Genomic DNA, 18,958 nt, shown 5'->3' with positions numbered 1-18,958 from the left:
CCGGGGCGTCAATCGCGGACCAGCGCGTCCACGATGCGCAGGACCTGGGCGCTCTCCTCCAGCCCGCCCAGCACGATGACCTTCAGGTGAGCGCGCTCCTCGTCGTAGGCGAACTCCACGCGCAGGCCGTGCGGGCGGCCCGCCAGTGAGGCCAGGACCATCGTGCTGACCCGGTCCATGTCTGGCCTGGTGATGCCGTCGATCTGCACGATGCTGGACACCTCGGCGCGGCGGGGCGCCGCGGGAGCGCCGACCGGCAGCCCCGCGAACGCCGCGAGGTCGTCCTTGGCGATCCGGTACCGCTTGCCGACGCGCACGGCGGGCAGTCGCCCGTCCCGTACGTAGTTGCGGACGGTCTTGACGTGCAGCCCCAGCAGTGCCGCGGCCTGTTCGACGGTGTATTGCTCCATATCGCTCTCTATAATGGCATATCAAGGGAGTGAAGCACCCGTATAGGGAATATGATCAGGGACTGACCGCCAGGGAGAGGAACGAGGCGAACAGCACCAGGTGCACCCCGCTCTGGAGCAGGGTCGCCCGCCCCGGCACCACCGTGAGCGTGGAGACCACGACCGTCAGGGCGAGCAGCACCATGTGCGTGCCGCCGAGGCCGAGCAGCAGCGGCCCGTCCAGCCAGATCGACGCCACCGCGATGGCCGGGATGGTCAGCCCGATGCTGACCATCGCCGACCCGAGCGCCAGGTTGAGGCTGATCTGCACCTGGTCGCGCCTGGCCGCGCGGATGGCGGCGATGGTCTCGGGCAGCAGCACCAGCAGCGCGATGACCACGCCCACCACGGCCTGCGGCAGCCCGGCCGCCGACACGGCCGTCTCGATCACGGGCGGCTCCACCTTCGCCAGGCCGACCACGGACACCAGCGCGACCAGCAACATCCCGAGGCTGGTCAGCGCGGTGCGCCCCGAGGGCCGAGGGGCGTGCTCCTCCTCGGCGGGCGGCCGGCCCTCCGCCTGGACGGGCAGGAAGTAGTCACGATGGCGTACGGTCTGCGTCAGCACGAACAGCCCGTACAGCGCGAGGGACACCACCGCCGCGAACCCGAGCTGCGCGGGTGAGAAGGCCGGCCCCTGCGCGCTCGTCGTGAACGTGGGCAGCACCAGGCTCAGCGTGCTCAGCGTGGCCACGGTGGCCAGCGCCGTGCCGGTGCCCTCCGCGTTGAACGCCGCGATCCGACGTTTGAGCGTGACGGTGAGCAGCGACAGCCCGACGATCCCGTTGCAGGTGATCATCACCGCCGCGAACACGGTGTCGCGCGCCAGCGCCCCCGTCTGCGCGCCACCGGAGATCATGAGGCTGACGATGAGCGCCACCTCGATCACCGTCACGGCCACGGCCAGCACCAACGACCCGAACGGCTCGCCGACGCGGTGGGCGATGACCTCCGCGTGATGTACGGCGGCCAGCACGGCCCCGGCCAGCAGCAGAGCCACGAGGATCACCAGGACGACCGGCAGCTCGCGCGATCCGTGACGTCGTGATGGCCAGGGACAGCGCAAAGCCCGGCCTCCGAGAAGGCCGGGCCGCGTCTTCGGAGACGAAGAGCCTCGGTCAGGCGTGCGCCCCCACAGGCATGTGTGAGGGTTCGCGCTCGCCCATGCGCATGCGCTGCTCCTCCGACATCGTCTCCTGGCGCGTCTCCTCCATCTGGAGCGCGGTGCCGAGCGCGAAGAAGGTGGGCGCCCACTGCCCGATGAAGATGCCCCAGCGGTCGGCCCGGTCGATGCCGGCGCGCTCGTACCTCAGCGAGGTGGCCCAGCTCGCGACCGACAACCCGATCGAGGCCAGCCCTGCCGCGTACATCGTCGTGGACCGTATTCCCATCTTGTGAAGCATTCGAATCATCGGATTCCCCCTAAATCGCTGTCTCGACGGGGCTACCCGGTGGTCGAGCACAGCACGCGACTGCTCGGTCGATGAAAGCCTCAACGGCGGCAAAACCTTGGTCCGTTCCGTTGCGGCACAGTGGCGGCTCCCGTGTCGCCATCGATCCGTTCCATACCGTGACGTCTGAGCGCGGGAGCGGCGGAAACGAGAAGGGTTCAACCATGCCCAAATACCTCATTCAATCGACCTACACTGCGGACGGCGCCAAGGGGGTGCTCCGGGAAGGAGGCACCGGACGCCGTCAGGCGGTGGAGCGCATGGCGGCGAGTGTCGGTGGCCGGGTCGAGCAGATGTACTTCGCGTTCGGCGAGAACGACGTGTACGTCATCGTCGACATGCCGGACAACGTGGCTTCGGCCGCCGTGGGGCTGAACGTGTCGGCGTCCGGCGGGGTGCTGATGAAGACGGTTGTCCTGATGACGCCGGAGGAGATCGACGAGGCCGCCAGGAAGGACGTGGAGTACCGGTCTCCGGGCGCCTGACAGAGGGCCGTACGCGCTCAGCCTGCTGATCCGTCCGCTTCCGTCGGCTTCCGTTCAGTTGAGGAAGTCGGTCGGGACGGGAGCGAGCACCTTCGGCGGGACGTCGGACCGCGAACGTGTCGCTGTCGCCGCTCTCGCCCCGGCCGCGCCTGTCCACCCCACCGACGAACGGGACCGCTCCCGACAGACACCTGTTTCTCCGAATCTAAAGGCCCGCGGCTCGTACGGCGGCGAGATACGCGTGGATGGCGTCGCGGTTGCGGGACAGGCAGTCGATGCGCTGCTGGATGCGGCTCGCCTCGGCCTCGAGGAGTTCGGCCAGCTCGGGAGTGAGACACTGCGGGTGCAGGTGGATCTCGTCGGGCCTGTTCAGGAACGGGAGGATCCGGCGGATGATCTCCGTGGTGAGGCCGGAGTCGAGCAGCCCGCGGATCTGCTGGACCCGGTACACGGCCGACTCGGGATACCGGCGGTAGCCGTTGCCGGCCCGGTCGGGGTGCAGGAGGTCCTGCTCCTCGTAGTAGCGGAGCATGCGGGTGGGCACGCCCGTGAGGCGCGACAGTTCGCCGATCTTCATGGCGGGCCTCCCGGCTTGCCTTCACATTGATGTGAAGGTTTCAGCATAGGCGGCATGTCTGGTGCGACGATCGCCGACGCGGTCCGCGTGGTGCGGATGCCGTGGTCGGGGCTGCTGGCGCTGTTCTCGGCGGCGTTCACGGCGGTGATGACCGAGCTGCTTCCCGCCGGGCTGCTGCCGCCGATGGCGCGGGCGCTGGAGGTGCCCGAGGGGCGGGCCGGGTTCCTGGTGACGGCGTACGCGGTGGCGTCCACCCTGTCGGCGATCCCGGTGACGGCGCTGCTGCGCGGGCTGCCGCGGCGGCCGGTGCTGGTTTCGGCGCTGACGGGGTTCGCCCTGTTCAACGCGGTGACCGGGCTCTCGTCGTCGTACGCGGTGACGTTCGGGGCGCGGGTGCTGGCCGGGGTCATGGGCGGGATCCTGTGGGCGATGCTGGTCGGCTACGCGGCGCGGATGGTGCCGGCCGAGCGGCGCGGGCGGGCGATCGCGATCGTCTCGGCGGGGATCACGGTGGCGCTGTGCGCGGGGATCCCGGCCGGTGCGGCCCTGGCCTCGGCCTTCGGGTGGCGTGCGGCCTTCCTGGGCCTGGCCGTCGTCGCGCTCGTGCTGGTGGGATGGGTGCTGTGGAAGGTGCCGGGCTTTCCCGGCGAGGCGGCCGCCGCGCGGGTGCCGCTGCGACGGGTGGCGGTCCTTCCCGGGGTCCGTACGGTCCTCGGGGTGACGGTGCTGGTGCTGGTGGGACATCAGGCGATGTACACGTACCTGGCGCCGTTCGTGGCCTTCGCCGGGTTCGGGGAGACCAGCCTCGTGCTGCTCGTGTTCGGGGTCGGGACGGTGGCGGGGATCTGGGTCACCGGCGCCGTGATCGACCGGTTCCCGCGGGTGGCGCTCGTGGCCGTGCTGGGCGTGGTGGCGGGGGCCATGACCGTGCTGGCCCTCCTCGGAGGGCGGGACTGGGCGCTGCTCGGGGCGGTCGGGCTGTGGGGGGCGGCCTTCGGCGGGGTGCCCACGTTGCTGCAGACGGCTCTGGTGGACGCCACGGGCGCGGGGAACGCGGACGTGGCCACGTCCATGCAGACCACCGTGTACAACGCGGGCATCGCGGCCGGGTCGCTGGCCGGCGGGGTGGTGCTGGAGGGCGCGGGGGCGGGCGCGCTGCCGTGGACCTCGCTGCCGCTGGTGGTCGCGGCCCTCGCGATCGTGGTGGCGGCGCGCCGCCACGCCTTCCCCGCCCGCCGCTCCTAGGTCGCTGGTGTTAAGCGGTCGATCCCGGCCGGTTGAATCTCGATCGCGATCTGCTGAGCCGGGCCTGTGATCGAGCTTGGGTGGCCCGGCCTTTGCGGGGTTCGGGTCAGCCCTGCTCTGCCGAGTTATCCACAGGGGTTCCGAAGGGTGTCCGCTGGCCTTCCGTAACCGTGGCGTGCGGTTGTTCTCCCTGGTCAGGCCATTGTCGCTGCCCATCGCCCGGTTGAGGTGGAAGTAACGCCGAGCACCGCCAGGCGTGCCAGGTTGACAGCGGCGGCCAGCAAAGAAAAGTCCGCGTCGACTTTGGTGGTGCCGCGCATGCGGGCGCGGCGTCCGCCATGCCGTCGCCGCATCAGATGCGCGATCTTGCGTTCGACCTTGGGCCGGGTGGCGCGGTATCGGGCCAGCCAGCCGGGATCGGCACTGTTGGCCCGGCCCCGGGCCAAGTGTGCCTCGTGCGGGCTGAGGTTGATGTCGCGGCCGTCCTTGGCGGTGGTGCACCGCTCCCGGAGCGGGCATCCCGCGCATGCGGAGCCGAAGGCCGCCACGCCACTGCCATTGCGATGCCAGCGGATCTCCTTGACGATCTGGTTCGGGCAGATCACCCGCCCGGCCTCCAGATCGACGGTGAAGGCATCCTTGGTGAAGCGACCTCCGGGCGCGCTGGAGGGCTGCGTCTTGACCATCGCCTCGATTTGCGCCCGGTCGAGCTTGGCAAGCATCGGCCCGGTGCCGTAGGCGGCATCACCATAAACCTCGGCCTGCTCGGCCTGCTCGGCCTGCTCGGCCTGCTCGGCCTGCTCGGCCTGCTCGGCGTGCTCGGCCTGCTCGGCGTGCTCGGCCTGCTCGGACAGGAGGTCAGCCAGGAGTTCGGCGGCCGGTTCGGCATCGCCCACGTTGCCTGCCGTCACCCGGGTGGCAGTGATGATCTCGCTGTCGGGGTCTTCGGCGATGTGGCCTTTGTATCCGTCGAACGAGCGCTCCACCGTCTTGCGGCCGTGTCGCGCCTCGGCATCGACGGTGGAGATGACACGGTCCTTGGCCACCTTGCGGGCGATCCGAAACACCCCGTCCTCGCCGTGCTGCAGGTCCTGGCCGAGCACGGTGGCCAGCAATCGTGCCGCCTGATCGACCTCCTCAGCCACCTTCCGTCCGTCCAGCACGGCTAGCAGCGCGAACCCATCGCGGGCCCGCGAGTCGATCAGCGCCTCCCGCTCCGCTTGTTCGGTCCAGTCGATGACCGGCTTACCGAGATCGGTGTAGGCGTCCCCGCTGGAGATCACCGCCCGCAGCGCGACCCGCAACTCCCGGTCGGAGGCGCGCAGCACGCCCCGGATCGCCGAGCGGATCAGCGTGATGGTGTCCTGGGTGGCCACCGCGTCATAGATCGGTGCCGAGTCCAGCACCCGCTTGCGGCCGATCAGCCCGGCCCGGGCGGCCACCTCCACGGTCCGCTCGAAGATCCGGTCTGGCTGGTCGGAGGCGGCCAGCCGGGCCCGCATGTCCACCAGCACGGTGTGCACGAACCCTGGATGGTCGAAGTCCAGCCCGCCGGCGGCGTACTTCCACCGCACATCGAAGGCGAACCGATCCACCGCCTCGCGATCCGACAGCCCCTCCAGCCGCTGCAGCACCATCACCACCGCCACGATCATCGGCGGCACCGACCGGCGCCCATCCTCAGCGAACAGGTCGGCGAACATCTCGTCCGGAAACAGATTCCGGCACTCACGGTGCAGCACCGTGTAGATCGAGTTCGGCGCCAGCCGACCCTCGACAAAACTCACCGTGGAGGACAGCAACCCCGGCTGCATCGGAGTCTGGCCCACTGCCATCGCTCGGTCTCTCCCCGCTCCCGGTGACCAACACCGATCACCATGGCACAACAGGCGAGACCGACGCGAGATAGATCAAAAAACACCAGTCACCTAGAAGCCGTGCCTGGCCAGGGGCCCGACGAGCTCGCGCTCCTCGTACGACAGGTGGGACAGCAGGCTGTCGGTGAGCAGGTCCACCGCGGTACGCAGGTCGTCGAGGCCGGCCGGGTCGCCGACGAAGGCGACGAGGGCGCGGTCCACCCGTTCGAGGATCTTGTGGATGGCGTGGTGCTCTTCCTCGAGGCGGTCGATCACGGGGGTGAGAGCGGGCTCGGCGCGGCGCAGCGTGGGGAAGACCATGGCGTCCTCGGCGGAGTGGTGCATGGTGACGAGGCGGCAGTAGGACTCGCAGTAGGCGCCGAGCGTCCAGTTGTTCTGGCGCATGGTCATCGTGGAGATGTGGGAGCGGGCGGCACCCGCGTCGATCGTGCCCGCGGCGACCTGATCGACGAGGTCGCGGAGCTGGGCGAGCTCGCCGCGCAGGTGATCGTGCACGTCGATGAGGTGCTGGGCGTTGGCCTGCTCCGCGGGCGTGTAGCGCCTCCCGGGGTCGGAGCGCGGGGCGGTGGGGCGGGCGGCCTCGTCCCACACGCGGATGTCGGTGAGCCGTACGCCGTCGTCCGGGGTCGGGGTGGCGGGCAACGGGGCGTCGTCCTGCGGGGTGTCTCCCGAGCCGGTGTCCTGACGGGCCTGGTCGCGTTCTGCGGCGGCGGGCTCGCGTACGGCCCGGTCGCGTTCCGTGGTGACGGGCTCGCGTACGGCCCGGTCGCGTTCCGCCGCGACGAGCTCGCGTACGGCCGGGGCGGTCTCCTGGGCGAAGCGCTGGATCTGGCGAGGGTCGCCGGCCACGATGTTGAAGACGCTGATCCCGTACGTGAGGGCCAGCTCGGCGAGCTGGTCCGCGGGAAGCTCCTCGCCGAGGTTGAGCAGCCGGCGGATGTCGCGGGGCGAGCGGCCCGCCTCGGCGGCGGCCTCGTCGATGACGGCGTTGCCCTCACCGAGCTCGCCGACCGAGCGGAGGTAGGGCAGGGACGGGAGCCACCCGTCGGCCAGGCGGCCCGTCACGCGGAGCATGCGGGGCTTGTACGCGCCCAGCCAGATGCCGATGTCGTGGGCCGGACGGGGGCCGCGCGGGGCGGAGACCTGATAGTGCTCGCCGCTGTGGCCGATGTCGCCGGCGGCGTCGGTGTCCCAGGCGGCGCGGATGATCGCGATGCCCTCCTCAAGCGCGTCCACAGCCTGGCCAGGCGTGAGACGCGGGCCGCCCATGGAGGAGATCGCGTCCCTGAACCCGCCACTGCCGAGCGCGAGCTCGAACCGGCCACGGCTGAGGAGGTCGAGACTGGCCGCGGCCTGCGCCAGCATGGCGGGCGGCCGCAGTGGCAGCGGATGCACGTTGGCCGCCAGCCGGATCCGCTCGGTGGCGGCGGCGACGTAGCTGAGCAGCGTCCAGGTGTCGAGGAAAGCGGGCTGGTACGGGTGGTCCTGGAAGCTGACGAGGTCGAACCCGGCGCGCTCGGCGAGCTGGGAGAGGGCTACGACGGTGTCCGCCTGCTGGGCGGAGGGCACGATGTTCGCCCCGAAGAGCAGGTCGTGGCCGTAGTCGGGCATGGGGGCTCCTTGGCCGGGCCTTTGGTTGGTTGTACGAACAGTTGAGAGCGATAACGAAATTAGTTCGTACTGTGAACCATTGTCAAGTAGACTCGGTGCCGTGGTGACGACGAAGGAGCCGGCCCTGCGGTTCACCGAAGCGCTCGTACGGCTGGCGCATCTGGTGCAGCAGGTGTTCGGGGAGGTCAGCAGGGAGCACGACCTGACGCCCCAGCAGGCGCAGCTGCTGTGCCTGCTCATCGACGGGCCCGTGGGGATGACCGAGCTGACACGCGCGCTGCACCTGGAGAAGTCGAGCCTGACCGGGCTCGTGGACCGGGCCGAGAAACGGGGGCTGGTGGTCCGCACCCGCGACTCCCGTGACCGGCGGGCCTGCCTGATCGAGCTGAGCACGGAGGGGACCCGGATCGGCGTGCTGGCCCACGAGGGGGTCGCGCGGCAGCTGGACGCGTTGACGAGGGAGCTGCCGGAGGAGCACAGGGAGCTGCTGACGTCGGCCATCGGCGGCCTCCTGGCCGAGCACACCATCCGGACGGGACGCGCCCAGCAGGCCACCGCGCCCGTCATCACCCGGTGAAGACGTCCGCCAGGAACGCCGTCAGGGCCGCCGTCACCTCCTTCGGGCGCTCGAGTGGCGGCAGGTGACCAGTCTCGGGGAGGTCGAGGCGCCGGGCGCCGGGGATGCCCTTCGCCAGCAGGCCGGAGACCTCCTGGATGCCGGGCACGTTCGACAGGCCGTTGATCACCAGCGTGGGGGCGCTGATCTCGTGCAGGCGGGTGGCGGGGTGAGGAAGCGTTCCGTGGATCGGGGGCCGGTCCACGAGCGTTCGAACACCAGATGGCACATCTCCACCGCGGCCTCCCACACCTCGTCGACCCGGGAGGGGGCGGCCAGCGCGGCCTCGGTCGCGTATGCGCCGCCCATCGAGCTGCCGGCCGCCCGCGGGCGCCGCGGGACCGGCCTCCTCGTACACGACCTTGACGTTGTCGACGATCAGCACACCAAGGACGCTACTGCGGCGAGGGGCCGGGGAACGCGGCTGTTCGCCGGGGGCGCAGCCGCTCTCGGCCAGGGCGCGGCGTGGCCGATAATGGCTTGGGCCGGTGGCGACGGCACCACTCTGGCGTCCCGTCCGCCCCGCTCAAGGAATCCGCTGAGGTCTGTACATGCTCCTGCCCGATGAACTCAGAGCCGCACTGGACAACGCCGTGTCCGGCTACTCGCCGCAAGACCTGTCCGACTCCGTCGCGCGCCTCACCCAGAGCTACCGTACGGGCACGGGAGGAGGCACCCATATCAGGTCGCGGGCCGACGTCGCCGCGTACGCCGCCTACCGGATGCCCGCCACGTACGCCGCCGCCGCCACGGCCATGCGTCAGGCCGCCACCTTGACCCCGGGCTTCCGGCCCAGGACGCACCTCGACGTGGGCGGCGGCACCGGGGCGGCGATCTGGGCGGCGGACCGGACGTGGGGCTCCCTCGAGCAGATCACCGTCATCGAACACGACCCGCACATCATCGACCTGGGCAAACGCCTCGCCCGGACGTCCGGGTCGCTCCGCGGCGTCACCTGGCGGCAGGCGTCGGTCCGCCCCGGCCTCGACCGGCCCCCGGCCGACCTGGTGACCATGTCGTACGCGCTGGGCGAGCTGCCCGAGGCGCAGCGCCGGGAGATCGTCGGCTGGCTGGCCGCCGACGCCGCCATGGTGATCGTCGTCGAGCCCGGCACCCCCGCGGGCTACGCCACCGTCGCCGAGGCCAGGGAGGTCCTGGCCGCCCGCGGCCTGACCATCGTGGCCCCCTGCCCCCACGACGGCCCCTGCCCGATCGTGCCGGGACGCGACTGGTGCCACTTCTCCGTCCGGCTCCCGAGGAGCTCCCTGCACCGGCGGATCAAGGCGGGCACGCTCAGCTTCGAGGACGAGAAGTTCTCGTACGTGGCCGCCACGACGGTCCCGGCGGAGCGGGCCGAGGCCCGGATCCTGCGCCACCCGGTCAAGCGCAAGGGCGTGGTGTCCCTGCGCCTGTGCACGGGCGACGACGAGGTCAGCGACGTGATCGTGTCCAAGCGGCAGGGCGACCTCTACCGCGCCGCGCGGGACGCCGACTGGGGCGACGCCTGGCCGCGTACGGAATGAGACGCCGGTCACATTCGCGCCCAGCCTGTCACACTCGCCGGGGCGCGAGGGCTCTCACCAGGTAGACGGCCGTGACCCCTCCAGGAGGACACCGCGATGCCAGAGGCCACCCAGGTCTTCGTCGACCACCGAGAGCTGTTGTTCTCCGTTGTCTACAACATGCTGGGCAGCGTCGCCGACACCGAGGACGTGCTGCAGGAGACGTGGCTGGCCTGGGCGCCGCGCAGCGAGTCGGGCGAGGAGATCGCCAACCCGCGCGCCTACCTCGTACGCATCGCGATCAACCGGGCGCTGGCCCGCCAGGAGAGCATCGACCGCCGCCGCGAGCAGTACGTCGGCCCGTGGCTGCCCGAGCCCGTCGCCACCGGCGACCAGGAGGACGCCTCAGGCGAGGCCCTGCGCGCCGAGTCGGTGTCGATGGCGCTGCTCGTGGTGCTCCAGTCGCTCAGCCCGACGGAACGCGTGGTGTTCCTGCTGCACGAGGTCTTCGGCTACGCGCACACGGAGATCGCCGAGATTCTCGACCGTACCTCGGCGTCCGTGCGCCAGCTCGCCCACCGCGCCCGCGAGCACGTCCACGCCCGCCGGCCCCGCTACGACGTGGACCCGGGGCTGCGGCGCAGGGCCACCGAGAAGTTCCTGGCGGCCGTGTTCGGCGGCGACCTGACGGGCCTGCTGCGGCTGCTGGCACCGGACGTGACCCTCTGGTCGGACGGCGGCGGCAAGGCGCCGCAGCCCGGCCTGCGCCCCGTCCACGGCCGCGACAAGGTGGCCAGGCTGCTCACCTCGGGCTTCGACCGCGTGCCCGCCGGTCTTGACGTCCACCACCGCGAGGTGAACGGCGACCCGTCCGCCGTGGTGTTCGACGGCGACGCGCCGTTCGGCATGATGGTGCTCGACCTCACCCCGGACGGCGAGCAGGTGAACGGGATCTACATCATCACCAACCCCGACAAGCTCACCCACCTCGGCCCGGCACATCGGGAAGGAGGGGCCTCCGGCCCCGCGGGTGCGCCATCCTTGGATCATGTGGACGACTGACCTCCTTCATTCCCTCTACGCCCGGCGCCTGCGCCGCCAGGCCACGGCCGGGCCGCTGCCCCGCCACGTCGGCCTGATCATGGACGGCAACCGGCGCTGGGCCAAGCAGCAGGGCCTGCCCAGCCCGAGCATCGGCCACAAGTACGGCGCCGAGCACATCGAGCACGTCCTGTCGTGGTGCGAGGGCCTGGGCATCCAGCACGTGACCGTGTTCCTGTGCTCGACGGAGAACCTCGAGCGCCGCGGCGGCGAGGAGGTCGCCTACCTGCTGCGGGTGATCGAACAGATGGTCACCGACCGGTTCGACCGCCCCGACGCCCGCTGGCGCGTCCACGTCGCGGGCCTGCTCGACATGCTGCCCGACACCACCGCCCGCGCACTCAAGAGCGCCGTCGAGGCGACCCGCACGTGCGAGACCGGTTTCCACCTCACGCTGGCCATCGGGTACGGCGGCCGCCAGGAGGTCATCGACGCCCTGCGCGAGCTGCTGTACGAGCGGGCCGAGGCCGGGCAGTCCATGGTGGAGCTGGCCTCGACCCTGAGCGTGGACGACATCGCCCCCCACCTGTACACCGCCGGTCAGCCCGACCCCGACCTCGTCATCCGCACCAGCGGCGAGCAGCGGCTGTCCAACTTCCTGCTCTGGCAGTCCGCCTACTCCGAGCTGTACTTCTGCGAGGCGTACTGGCCCGCCTTCCGCGAGATCGACTTCCTGCGCGCGCTGCGCAGCTTCGCCGCCCGCCAGCGGCGGTTCGGGGGCTGAGGTGCTGGAGCTCTTCGACCGGCAGATGCGCCGGGAGGCCCGCCCCGACGGGCCCGACCCCCGAGGGCGTGCGGCTGGTCCCGGTGACCGGCTCTGACGACGTGGAGCTGGTGGCCGAGGTGCATGAGCAGGCCTTCGGCGCGACCCGCGAGCGCATCAGGGAGCGCCTGCTCGACCAGCTCGCCGCCGGCGACGTCGTCGCCGTCCTCGCCATGGCCGGCGACGTGCCGGTCAGCGCGGCCCGCATGGACCTGCACCCGGGCGCCCGGTTCGCCAGCCGCTGGGGCGGCGGGACCGTACCGGAATGGCGGGGGAGGGGCGTCTACCGCGCACTCGTCGCCTACCGGGCCCGCGAGGCGGCCGCGCGCGGATACGATCATCTGCAGGTGGACGCCTCCAGCCAGAGCCGTCCCATCCTGCTGCGGCTGGGGTTCGAGGCGCTCACCACGACGACGCCGTACGTCCACGACTGAGTACCCTTGACGTGGCCCTACCTGACGCGAACGGAGAGCAGCACGTTGCCCGGAACCCACCCCCGCGAGCTCGGCCTGCTGGCCGACTGCGAGAGCTGCTTCGGGCTGTGCTGCGTCGCGCTGCCGTTCGCGGCGTCGGCCGACTTCGCCGCCGACAAGGACGCCGGGCAGCCCTGCCGCAACCTGCGCGACGACTTCCGCTGTTCCATCCACGCGCAGCTCAGGGAGCGCGGCTATCCGGGCTGCACCGTCTTCGACTGCTTCGGCGCGGGGCAGAAGGTCTCCCAGGTCACCTTCGGCGGCTCGAGCTGGCGGGCGGCCCCGGGCACGGCCAAGCAGATGTACGCCGTGTTCCCCGTCATGCGGCAGCTGCACGAGCTGCTGTGGTACCTGGCCGAGGCGCTGTCGTTGGAGGCTGCCCGGGAGGTCCACGCCGAGCTGGCCCAGGCGCTCGCCGAGACCGAGCGGCTCACCCGGGAGAGCGCCGACGTGCTGGAGAAACTGGACGTCGCGGCACACCGGGCCGAGGTCAACACCCTGTTGCTGCGTGCCAGTGAGCTGGCCAGGGCCGGGCGCAAGGGGAAGGACCGCAGGGGAGCCGACCTGATCGGGGCCCGGCTGGCGGGCGCCGACCTGCGGGCGGCCAATCTGCGCGGGGCCTATCTGATCGGCGCCGACCTCCGGGGCGCCGATCTGCGCGAGGCCGACCTGATCGGGGCCGATCTGCGCGGTGCCGACCTGGCGGGAGCCGACCTCACCGGCAGTATCTTCCTCACCCAGGCCCAGCTCAACGCCGCCAAGGGCGACGCCGCCACCCGCCTTCCCGCCACTCTCACCCGCCCAGGCCACTGGCCCGCCACCCGCTACGAGGGCGCGTCCCGGGGTGCGGGCTCCGGGCGGAGTGCGGGCTCGGCTCGAGGCGTCGGTTCGGAACCCGGCGCGGGTCGGGGGCGCGGCGCCGGGTCCGGCCGGCGCCGTCGCCGCTGACGTCCGCGTCACCGGCTCCGCCCGAGGGCTCTCGCCGCCGGCCCCGCCGCGCGCGCCCGCGCGGGTGACGCCTCGAACGTCGATGACGTGGCCGCGCTGAGCGCCGGCCAGGACCTTGTCGTCGGCGCCACCCGGCCCGCGCCCGGCTACGAGGACGACCTGGTCACGACCGCCAAGGCGCTGCCGGGCCGAGCCGGTCGCGGACTGGGCCTACCTGAGCCCGTCCGCGCCGCTCGAGCCGGGGAGCGGACCGGCCGCTACCGGCTCGGGGGCGACGAGCTGCCGATCGCGCGCCGTCTCAGACGGTGACGGGCAGCGACGTCAGGCGCCAGGTGCCAGGGTCGGGTGTGTACCGGAGCTCGCCGGCGAGCGCCAGATCGGGGAAGCGGCGCAGCAGGGCGCCGATCGCGATACCGGTCTGCGCGCGAGCCAGCGACGCGCCGACACAGAAGTGCGGTCCGTGCGCGAACCCGAGATGCGGTGACGGCTCCCGCCGGATGTCGAGCCGGTCCGCCTCGTCGAAGGCGCGGGGGTCGCGGTTGGCGGAGGCGATCGAAGCCGTAACCGGCACGCCCTTGGGGATGGGCACGCCGCCGATCTCGAGGTCCTCCGTGGTGAAGCGGGGGATGGTCAGCAGCTGCGGCCCGCACCAGCGCGTCAGCTCCTCCACCGCCCGCGGCATCAGCGCGGGCTCGGCCCGCAGCGCGGCGAGCTGATCGGGGTGGGAGAGGAGGGTGGCGACGGCGTTGGCGATGAGGTTCGTGGGCGTCTGACCGGCCAGGACGAGGGTCCAGACCATGGTGACCAGCTCGGTGTCGGACAGGCGGTCGCCATCCTCCTCCATGATGCGGGCGAGGTCGGAGATCAGTCCCTCGCCGGGCCTCTCCCGCCCCCTGGCGACCGCGGCCTCGGCGCCTTCCAGGATGCGCGGGATGGCGTCCTGGAAGCTCGCGCCGTGTCCGGCCACGACCGCGGCGCCGTACTCGCGCCACTTGGGGCGGTCGGCGGTGGGAATGCCGACCATCTCGCAGATCACCTCGATCGGCAGCGGGCGCGCGAAGTCCGCCAGCAGATCCGGGCGCGCGGGCAGATCGTCGAGCAGGCGCTCGACGATCGCCTCGATCCTCGGCCCGAACTCCGCCGCCCTGCGCGGCGTGAACGCCGGCGCGACCAGCCTGCGCAGCCGCGCGTGCTCGGCGCCGTTCATCTCGGACATGGTGCGCATGTACGGCAGGCAGTGCTCCGGCACGTCGGGCCGCTGGTAACTGTGCTCGTTGGTGGCCAGCCGCGGGTCACTCAGCATCGCCCTGGCCTCCTCGTGCCGCGTCACCGCCCAGAACGGCCCGAAGCCGGGCGCGAGCAGCCGAGCCACCGGCGACTGTTCTCTGGCGGCGGTGTACGCGGTGAAAGGGTCGCGCAGCACGGTGGGATCGGTCAGGTCGATCTCGGGCACGCCGGTCATAGCCGCTCCTCGGTCCATTCGAATGATGGCATCATCTGAATGGTCAAGGTATCCCGTTCTACGGGCGAGCGACAATGCGGGATGAGGCTCTGCCTGGTGCGCCGTCAGTGAACGGTGCCGTCGAGCACGCGCTCCAGGAAGCCGTCCAGGTTCGCGGCCGCCCGTACGATGCGCTCCTCGACCGTGAGCGACTCGAACCGCGTGCCCAGCTCCGTCTGCTTCTTGTCGCGCACATAGAGCGAGCAGGCCAGGTCGGCGCACATGTACGCGCCGACCGTGTTGCCCTGGCGGCCGGCGGCGCCGACCCTGGGTGCGGTGAACAGCGCGACGCCGGTGCCCGCGTGCGGCGTCACGCAGACCGAGCACAGGGTGGACTTGGTGAAACTCCTGCGCGCCTCCTGTGCCGGCCGCAGCGCCACGCCGACCAGCTCGCCGCGGCGCTCGGCCACCAGGTACGCCCGTTCCGGCGCCCCCGGATCGCGCCAGCCCAGGAAGTCGAGGTCGGGCCAGGGTGACTCGGCCAGGTCGCGCGGGAGGTTGAGCCTGCGGGCCTCGCCCTTGGAGCAGTTGACGAAGGACGTGCGGATGTCGTGTTCAGTGATCGGATTCATGGTCGTTTCCTGGGGGTCGATCGGTAACCTGCCAATGGCGCAGCGCGCTGTCGAGTGCGTCGAGGATCTTCGTCCAGGACGCCTGGAGACTGCGCGCATGCTGGAACCCGCCGCTCGCCTCCAGCTCGAAGAAGCCCTGGTACGTGCTGCGCAGCAGGCGGATGGCGTCGGTCAGGTCGGGCTCGGGCAGCCCGTACGCGCTCAGGTGCGCGTACGTGAGGGACATGATGCGCTGGTGCCCCTGGGACGCGGCCACGACGTCCGGGCCGACGGGCATCTGGGTGGCCTGGTAGCGGCCGGGACGGGTCAGCGCGAAATCGCGCCAGGCGTTGGCGAACCCGGTCAGCGAGTCCTTGCCCGACCGTCCCGCCGTCGCGTCGGAGAGCCGGTCGGCCAGCTCGCGCGCGGCCAGGACGGCCACGCGGGTGCGCAGGTCCTGAAGGTTCTTGACGTGCGAGTAGAGGCTCGCGTCCGCCACCCCGAACCTGCGTGCCAGCGCGGACACGGTGATGCTGTCGAACCCGACCTCGTCGGCCAGCTCCGCGGCCGCCTCGGTCACCCGGTCCGCCGTCAGCCCGGCACGAGCCATGGGCACCTCTTCCTAACCTAGGGCTTCTAGTTTAAATCCTAGCATCCCTAGGTTTATGGACGACGGCGCCGTCGGCGACCACCGCCGCTGAGTCACAGGGCGGCCGGCAGGACCGGCCGTCCCCGCACGCCGGGGTCGGCGGCGAAGACGGCGCCCGCGTCCGGCTGCTCGGCGCGGTCCACACCGAGGGCCGAGGTGGTGATGAACAGCCGGTCGAGGCTCTCGCCGCCGAACGTCACCGCGGTGACCTTCCGTACGGGCAGGTTGACGACCGCGTCGAGCCGGCCGCTCGCGTCGTAGCGATGCACGGCCCCGCCCTGCCACAGCGCCACCCACACCCCGCCCTCGGCGTCGACCGTCAGCCCGTCGGGCTGCCCCTGTCCGGGATCGACGACGGCGAACGGGCGGCGCCCGCTCAGCCCGCCCTCCGGGTCGTAGTCGAGCACGTCCACCCGGCCCGTCGTGGTGTCGGCGTAGTAGGCCAGGGCGCCGTCCGGGCTGAAGTCGAAGCCGTTCGAGATGGTCACCCCGGACAGCACCACCCGCAGTCCGCCGCCGGGCTCGGCCACGTAGAACGACCCGCGGCCCGGGCTCGCGTCGTAGGCCATGCTCCCGATGTAGAAGCGGCCGTCGGGGTCGCAGCCGCCGTCGTTCATCCGGACGGCAGGGTCGCTCCAGGCCTCGCCCAGCGAGCGCAGCGGGGCGTCCAGGTCGTCGGCGTCGGACAGCAGCAGCTCGCGCTCGGCCGCGACCACATAGCCGCCGGACACGCGCGGCCGCACGACGGCGGCCACCTTGCCCACATGGCGGCGGCGCACCTTGCCCCGGGCGTCGAGCGCGAGCATGTCACCGGCCAGCATGTCCACCCACCGCAGCCCGCCCCAGCGGCTCGACCACACGGGCCCCTCACCGTGCTCGGCGACGGGATCGGTCACGGTGTACGGGGCGAGGCTCATGCCGCTCTCCTGGGGTCGCAGGGTCGTGATCCAGACCCTATCGGTGCCTTCAGCGCTGTGCCGGGGCGACGGCGCGTACGCAGAAGGCGGTCGAGGGCAGCACGACGGTGCCGTCGCCGTCGAGATGGGGCCGGGCGGCGGCGCTGATGAGGTCGGCGACCGCGGCGTCGGAGCCGAGGCGCTGCCGGGCCGCGGCGAGCAGCCTGGGCGCCGTGACGGCCAGGGTGATCTGTACGTAGCGGTCGAGGCCGGCGATTCTGAACGGGACCACCAGTTCCTCACTGCTGACGTCGGCGAACCCCGCCTCTCGCAGCTGCCCGATCAGCGTGTCGAGGTCGGCCATGGAGAAGGGGCCCGGCGCGCCGGGCGGCGGGGTGGCGCCGAGGGCGCGGGCGATGGCCAAGGTGCCGGTGGCGAAGCCGTTGAGCTGGGGAGAGGCCCACACGGTCGCGGCCAGGACACCTCCAGGGGCCAGGACGCGCCGGATCTCCGTGAAGGTGTGGACCGGCTCGGGGGCGAACATCAGGGCGAAGCGGGCCAGGACGGCGTCCGCCGACGCGTCCGGCAGGTCGAGGGTGTCGAAGTCGCCGACACGGAACTCGACGTCCGGTTCGCCGCCGGCGCGACTGCGGGCCAGCTCGATCATCTCGTCGGACAGGTCGATGCCGGTCACGTGGCCGCCGGGCCGCAGCAGCGGGGCCACCGAGAGCGCGGGCTCTCCGTAGCCGGTGCCGAGGTCGAGGACGCGCTGGCCGGGGCGCGGGGAGGCCAGCTCGACGAGCCGGCGGGTGGCCGACGACAGGCCGGACTCCAGGTCGTCCACGAATCCCTCCAGACCCTGCGCGGCCGCGTCCCAGTCCTCGGCCTGCGTGCGCTTGATGGTGCAGATCTCGTCGCCGACGGTCATGTCACTGCTCCGCTCGCTCATGGTTGCTTGATAGGACCACGAATCTACGAGGGTTGGTCCTATCACGCAACCACTAAGATGAGGTCATGCTCGGCCGAACCTACGAGGGGCAGAACTGCTCCGCCGCCCGCACCCTGGAGCTCGTCGGAGAGCGGTGGACCCTGCTGATCCTGCGAGATGTGCTGCTGCGCGATCTCAAGACGTTCGGCGAGTTCCGGGCCAGCCTCGGCCTCGCCAGGAACGTGCTGTCCGCCCGGCTCGATCACCTGGTCGGGGAGGGCTTCCTCCGGCGCCGGCCCTACGGCGGCCACGCCGACCATTACGAGTACCTGCCCACCGACAAGGCCGCCGATCTGCTGCCGGTCATCCTGGCCCTGAACGCCTGGGGCGACCGCTGGGCGGCACCCCAAGGGCCGCCGACCCTGTTCCGGCACTCCGTCTGCGGCGCGGCGGTCGAGCAGAAGCTCGAGTGCGACGAGTGCGGCGAGTTCACCGACCCCCGCCAGGTCGTCGCCGTGCCGGGCCCCGGCCGCCAGGGGATGACGTGAGGCCGGAGCGCGAGGAGGGGTCCGTCGCCCTCGTCGCGAGGCTGCGCGCCGCCGGCTGCGTGTTCGCCGAGGACGAGGCCCAGCTGCTCGTCTCCACCGCCGCCACCCCTGAGGAGCTCGCCGCCATGGTCGAGCGGCGCGTGGACGGAGAGCCCCTCCAGCACGTCCTCGGCTGGGCCGAGTTCTGCGGGCTGCGGGTGGTCGTGGAGCCCGGGGTGTTCGTGCCCAGGCCGCGCACCGAGTTCCTCATCCGGCAGGCCGTCGCGCTGGCCCGCCGGGTCGCCGCGACGCCGGTCGTCCTCGACCTGTGCTGCGGCAGCGGCGCGATGGGGGCGGCGCTCGTCGCCGGGCTGGAGCGGGCCGAGCTGCACGCCGGCGACCTCGACCCCGCCGCCGTGCGCTGCGCCCGGCGCAACCTGCCCGCCGGTCACGTCTACGAGGGCGATCTGTACGAGCCGCTGCCCGCCTCGTTGCGGGGCCGGGTGGACATCCTGATCGCGAGCCCGCCGTACGTACCCTCAGAATCGGTCGCGCTGCTGCCTGCCGAGGCCCGGCTGCACGAGCCGCTCGTCGCGCTCGACGGCGGAGGCGACGGGCTCGACGTCGTACGGCGGGTGATCGCCGGAGCGCCGCGGTGGCTCGCGCCGGGAGGCCACCTGCTGGTCGAGACCGGTGAGCGGCAGGCGGCCGCGACCGCCGAGGCCGTCGAGGGCGCGGGCCTGGCCGCCCGTGTGGCGCGCTCGGAGGAGCTGGACGCCACGACGGTCATCGGGACCCGCTCTTGACG

Annotated in this window: 22 protein-coding genes and 1 pseudogene; 11 read left to right on the top strand and 12 right to left on the bottom strand. The window is 71.9% G+C overall.

The features are described 5' to 3' along the window. Positions 1-8: 8 nt before the first annotated feature. From ABD830_RS18590 to ABD830_RS18580, 3 genes are all read right to left on the bottom strand, one after another. The gene (locus ABD830_RS18590; RefSeq protein WP_344988667.1) at positions 9-410 is read right to left on the bottom strand and encodes a helix-turn-helix domain-containing protein; all 402 of its coding nucleotides are present in this window, start codon (positions 408-410) and stop codon (positions 9-11) included. Positions 411-465: 55 nt separating this feature from the next. Next, positions 466-1,458: a calcium:cation antiporter gene (locus ABD830_RS18585; RefSeq protein ID WP_344988666.1), complete on the bottom strand. Its 993-nt coding sequence runs from the start codon at positions 1,456-1,458 to the stop codon at positions 466-468. A 109-nt stretch (positions 1,459-1,567) separates the two neighbouring features. Beyond that, positions 1,568-1,840 (bottom strand): hypothetical protein, encoded by a 273-nt coding sequence (locus ABD830_RS18580; RefSeq protein WP_344988664.1) that lies wholly within the window; start codon positions 1,838-1,840, stop codon positions 1,568-1,570. A 224-nt stretch (positions 1,841-2,064) separates the two neighbouring features. Between ABD830_RS18580 and ABD830_RS18575 the strand changes: the two genes are divergently transcribed. Beyond that, positions 2,065-2,385, top strand: coding sequence for a GYD domain-containing protein (locus ABD830_RS18575; protein ID WP_344988662.1), 321 nt, complete (start codon positions 2,065-2,067; stop codon positions 2,383-2,385). A 205-nt stretch (positions 2,386-2,590) separates the two neighbouring features. Here the strand turns inward: ABD830_RS18575 and ABD830_RS18570 are convergent, their stop codons facing one another. Then, positions 2,591-2,962: a MerR family transcriptional regulator gene (locus ABD830_RS18570; RefSeq protein ID WP_344988660.1), complete on the bottom strand. Its 372-nt coding sequence runs from the start codon at positions 2,960-2,962 to the stop codon at positions 2,591-2,593. A 54-nt stretch (positions 2,963-3,016) separates the two neighbouring features. Between ABD830_RS18570 and ABD830_RS18565 the strand changes: the two genes are divergently transcribed. Continuing rightward, positions 3,017-4,207, top strand: a complete 1,191-nt coding sequence (locus ABD830_RS18565) for an MFS transporter (RefSeq protein ID WP_344988658.1) — start codon at positions 3,017-3,019, stop codon at positions 4,205-4,207. Positions 4,208-4,401: 194 nt separating this feature from the next. Here ABD830_RS18565 and ABD830_RS18560 read toward each other — a convergent pair whose 3' ends face one another. Then, positions 4,402-6,042, bottom strand: a complete 1,641-nt coding sequence (locus tag ABD830_RS18560) for a transposase (protein WP_344988656.1) — start codon at positions 6,040-6,042, stop codon at positions 4,402-4,404. 93 nt (positions 6,043-6,135) lie between these two features. Then, positions 6,136-7,695 (bottom strand): LLM class flavin-dependent oxidoreductase, encoded by a 1,560-nt coding sequence (locus ABD830_RS18555; RefSeq protein WP_344988654.1) that lies wholly within the window; start codon positions 7,693-7,695, stop codon positions 6,136-6,138. Positions 7,696-7,795: 100 nt separating this feature from the next. Between ABD830_RS18555 and ABD830_RS18550 the strand changes: the two genes are divergently transcribed. Beyond that, positions 7,796-8,272: a MarR family winged helix-turn-helix transcriptional regulator gene (locus ABD830_RS18550; protein ID WP_344988652.1), complete on the top strand. Its 477-nt coding sequence runs from the start codon at positions 7,796-7,798 to the stop codon at positions 8,270-8,272. Here the strand turns inward: ABD830_RS18550 and ABD830_RS18545 are convergent. Continuing rightward, positions 8,262-8,516, bottom strand: a complete 255-nt coding sequence (locus ABD830_RS18545) for an alpha/beta fold hydrolase (protein WP_344988650.1) — start codon at positions 8,514-8,516, stop codon at positions 8,262-8,264. The two genes, ABD830_RS18550 and ABD830_RS18545, sit on opposite strands and share 11 nt — an antisense overlap. A 346-nt stretch (positions 8,517-8,862) precedes the next feature. Here ABD830_RS18545 and ABD830_RS18540 point away from each other — a divergent pair, with 346 nt between their 5' ends. The 6 genes and pseudogenes from ABD830_RS18540 to ABD830_RS18515 all read left to right on the top strand — a co-directional run bounded on the left by ABD830_RS18540 (position 8,863) and on the right by ABD830_RS18515 (position 13,407). Further along, positions 8,863-9,834 carry a small ribosomal subunit Rsm22 family protein gene (locus ABD830_RS18540; protein ID WP_344988648.1) on the top strand — a complete coding sequence of 324 codons (972 nt, stop codon included), beginning with the start codon at positions 8,863-8,865 and terminating at the stop codon, positions 9,832-9,834. Between the two features lie 96 nt (positions 9,835-9,930). Further along, complete coding sequence (gene sigJ, locus ABD830_RS18535; RefSeq protein ID WP_344988646.1) at positions 9,931-10,875, top strand: RNA polymerase sigma factor SigJ; 945 nt, start codon at positions 9,931-9,933, stop codon at positions 10,873-10,875. Further along, the gene (gene uppS / locus ABD830_RS18530) at positions 10,862-11,638 is read left to right on the top strand and encodes a polyprenyl diphosphate synthase (RefSeq protein WP_344988644.1); all 777 of its coding nucleotides are present in this window, start codon (positions 10,862-10,864) and stop codon (positions 11,636-11,638) included. Before sigJ ends, uppS begins: the two co-directional genes overlap by 14 nt. A gap of 68 nt (positions 11,639-11,706) precedes the next feature. Beyond that, positions 11,707-12,111 carry a GNAT family N-acetyltransferase gene (locus ABD830_RS18525; RefSeq protein WP_344988642.1) on the top strand — a complete coding sequence of 135 codons (405 nt, stop codon included), beginning with the start codon at positions 11,707-11,709 and terminating at the stop codon, positions 12,109-12,111. Positions 12,112-12,186: 75 nt separating this feature from the next. Beyond that, positions 12,187-12,963: pseudogene (locus tag ABD830_RS18520) on the top strand (pentapeptide repeat-containing protein); the annotation flags it as partial. Between the two features lie 222 nt (positions 12,964-13,185). Further along, positions 13,186-13,407, top strand: a complete 222-nt coding sequence (locus ABD830_RS18515) for a hypothetical protein (RefSeq protein WP_344988640.1) — start codon at positions 13,186-13,188, stop codon at positions 13,405-13,407. Here the strand turns inward: ABD830_RS18515 and ABD830_RS18510 are convergent. The 5 genes from ABD830_RS18510 to ABD830_RS18490 form a co-directional block, all read right to left on the bottom strand. Beyond that, positions 13,397-14,560, bottom strand: coding sequence for a cytochrome P450 family protein (locus ABD830_RS18510; RefSeq protein WP_344988638.1), 1,164 nt, complete (start codon positions 14,558-14,560; stop codon positions 13,397-13,399). The two genes, ABD830_RS18515 and ABD830_RS18510, sit on opposite strands and share 11 nt — an antisense overlap. Before the next feature lie 104 nt (positions 14,561-14,664). Beyond that, on the bottom strand, positions 14,665-15,171 hold the full coding sequence (locus tag ABD830_RS18505) for an FBP domain-containing protein (RefSeq protein ID WP_344988636.1): 507 nt from the start codon (positions 15,169-15,171) through the stop codon (positions 14,665-14,667). Further along, positions 15,155-15,760 carry a TetR/AcrR family transcriptional regulator gene (locus ABD830_RS18500; protein ID WP_344988635.1) on the bottom strand — a complete coding sequence of 202 codons (606 nt, stop codon included), beginning with the start codon at positions 15,758-15,760 and terminating at the stop codon, positions 15,155-15,157. Before ABD830_RS18500 ends, ABD830_RS18505 begins: the two co-directional genes overlap by 17 nt. Positions 15,761-15,852: 92 nt before the next feature. Next, positions 15,853-16,716 (bottom strand): SMP-30/gluconolactonase/LRE family protein, encoded by an 864-nt coding sequence (locus ABD830_RS18495; RefSeq protein WP_344988633.1) that lies wholly within the window; start codon positions 16,714-16,716, stop codon positions 15,853-15,855. 49 nt (positions 16,717-16,765) lie between these two features. Then, a complete protein-coding gene (locus ABD830_RS18490; RefSeq protein ID WP_344988632.1) occupies positions 16,766-17,644 on the bottom strand; it encodes a class I SAM-dependent methyltransferase in 879 nt (292 codons plus the stop codon). Positions 17,645-17,709: 65 nt separating this feature from the next. Between ABD830_RS18490 and ABD830_RS18485 the strand changes: the two genes are divergently transcribed. Both ABD830_RS18485 and ABD830_RS18480 read left to right on the top strand, forming a co-directional pair. After that, entirely contained in the window at positions 17,710-18,171 is a 462-nt protein-coding gene (locus tag ABD830_RS18485; protein WP_344988630.1) for a winged helix-turn-helix transcriptional regulator, read from the top strand. Next, positions 18,168-18,956: a putative protein N(5)-glutamine methyltransferase gene (locus tag ABD830_RS18480; protein ID WP_344988628.1), complete on the top strand. Its 789-nt coding sequence runs from the start codon at positions 18,168-18,170 to the stop codon at positions 18,954-18,956. The genes ABD830_RS18485 and ABD830_RS18480 overlap by 4 nt, the downstream gene beginning before the upstream one ends. The last annotated feature ends 2 nt before the right edge of the window (positions 18,957-18,958 follow it).

Source organism: Nonomuraea helvata, from assembly GCF_039535785.1.
GTDB classification, from domain to species: Bacteria; Actinomycetota; Actinomycetes; order Streptosporangiales; family Streptosporangiaceae; genus Nonomuraea; species Nonomuraea helvata.
The sequence above is the reverse complement of the archived record's forward strand: the minus strand, read 5'-3'. Positions and strand labels throughout refer to the sequence as shown.

Excerpts from the sequence above, each read along its gene's own strand:
- ABD830_RS18570 (WP_344988660.1), bottom strand. The coding sequence starts at position 2,962 with ATGAAGATCGGCGAACTGTCGCGCCTCACGGGCGTGCCCACCCGCATG.
- ABD830_RS18490 (WP_344988632.1), bottom strand. The coding sequence starts at position 17,644 with ATGAGCGAGCGGAGCAGTGACATGACCGTCGGCGACGAGATCTGCACC.
- ABD830_RS18555 (WP_344988654.1), bottom strand. The coding sequence starts at position 7,695 with ATGCCCGACTACGGCCACGACCTGCTCTTCGGGGCGAACATCGTGCCC.
- uppS (WP_344988644.1), top strand. The coding sequence starts at position 10,862 with ATGTGGACGACTGACCTCCTTCATTCCCTCTACGCCCGGCGCCTGCGC.
- ABD830_RS18565 (WP_344988658.1), top strand. The coding sequence starts at position 3,017 with ATGTCTGGTGCGACGATCGCCGACGCGGTCCGCGTGGTGCGGATGCCG.
- ABD830_RS18505 (WP_344988636.1), bottom strand. The coding sequence starts at position 15,171 with ATGAATCCGATCACTGAACACGACATCCGCACGTCCTTCGTCAACTGC.
- ABD830_RS18495 (WP_344988633.1), bottom strand. The coding sequence starts at position 16,716 with ATGAGCCTCGCCCCGTACACCGTGACCGATCCCGTCGCCGAGCACGGT.
- ABD830_RS18540 (WP_344988648.1), top strand. The coding sequence starts at position 8,863 with ATGCTCCTGCCCGATGAACTCAGAGCCGCACTGGACAACGCCGTGTCC.
- ABD830_RS18500 (WP_344988635.1), bottom strand. The coding sequence starts at position 15,760 with ATGGCTCGTGCCGGGCTGACGGCGGACCGGGTGACCGAGGCGGCCGCG.
- ABD830_RS18485 (WP_344988630.1), top strand. The coding sequence starts at position 17,710 with ATGCTCGGCCGAACCTACGAGGGGCAGAACTGCTCCGCCGCCCGCACC.
- ABD830_RS18560 (WP_344988656.1), bottom strand. The coding sequence starts at position 6,042 with ATGGCAGTGGGCCAGACTCCGATGCAGCCGGGGTTGCTGTCCTCCACG.
- ABD830_RS18510 (WP_344988638.1), bottom strand. The coding sequence starts at position 14,560 with ATGACCGGCGTGCCCGAGATCGACCTGACCGATCCCACCGTGCTGCGC.
- ABD830_RS18590 (WP_344988667.1), bottom strand. The coding sequence starts at position 410 with ATGGAGCAATACACCGTCGAACAGGCCGCGGCACTGCTGGGGCTGCAC.
- sigJ (WP_344988646.1), top strand. The coding sequence starts at position 9,931 with ATGCCAGAGGCCACCCAGGTCTTCGTCGACCACCGAGAGCTGTTGTTC.
- ABD830_RS18580 (WP_344988664.1), bottom strand. The coding sequence starts at position 1,840 with ATGGGAATACGGTCCACGACGATGTACGCGGCAGGGCTGGCCTCGATC.
- ABD830_RS18575 (WP_344988662.1), top strand. The coding sequence starts at position 2,065 with ATGCCCAAATACCTCATTCAATCGACCTACACTGCGGACGGCGCCAAG.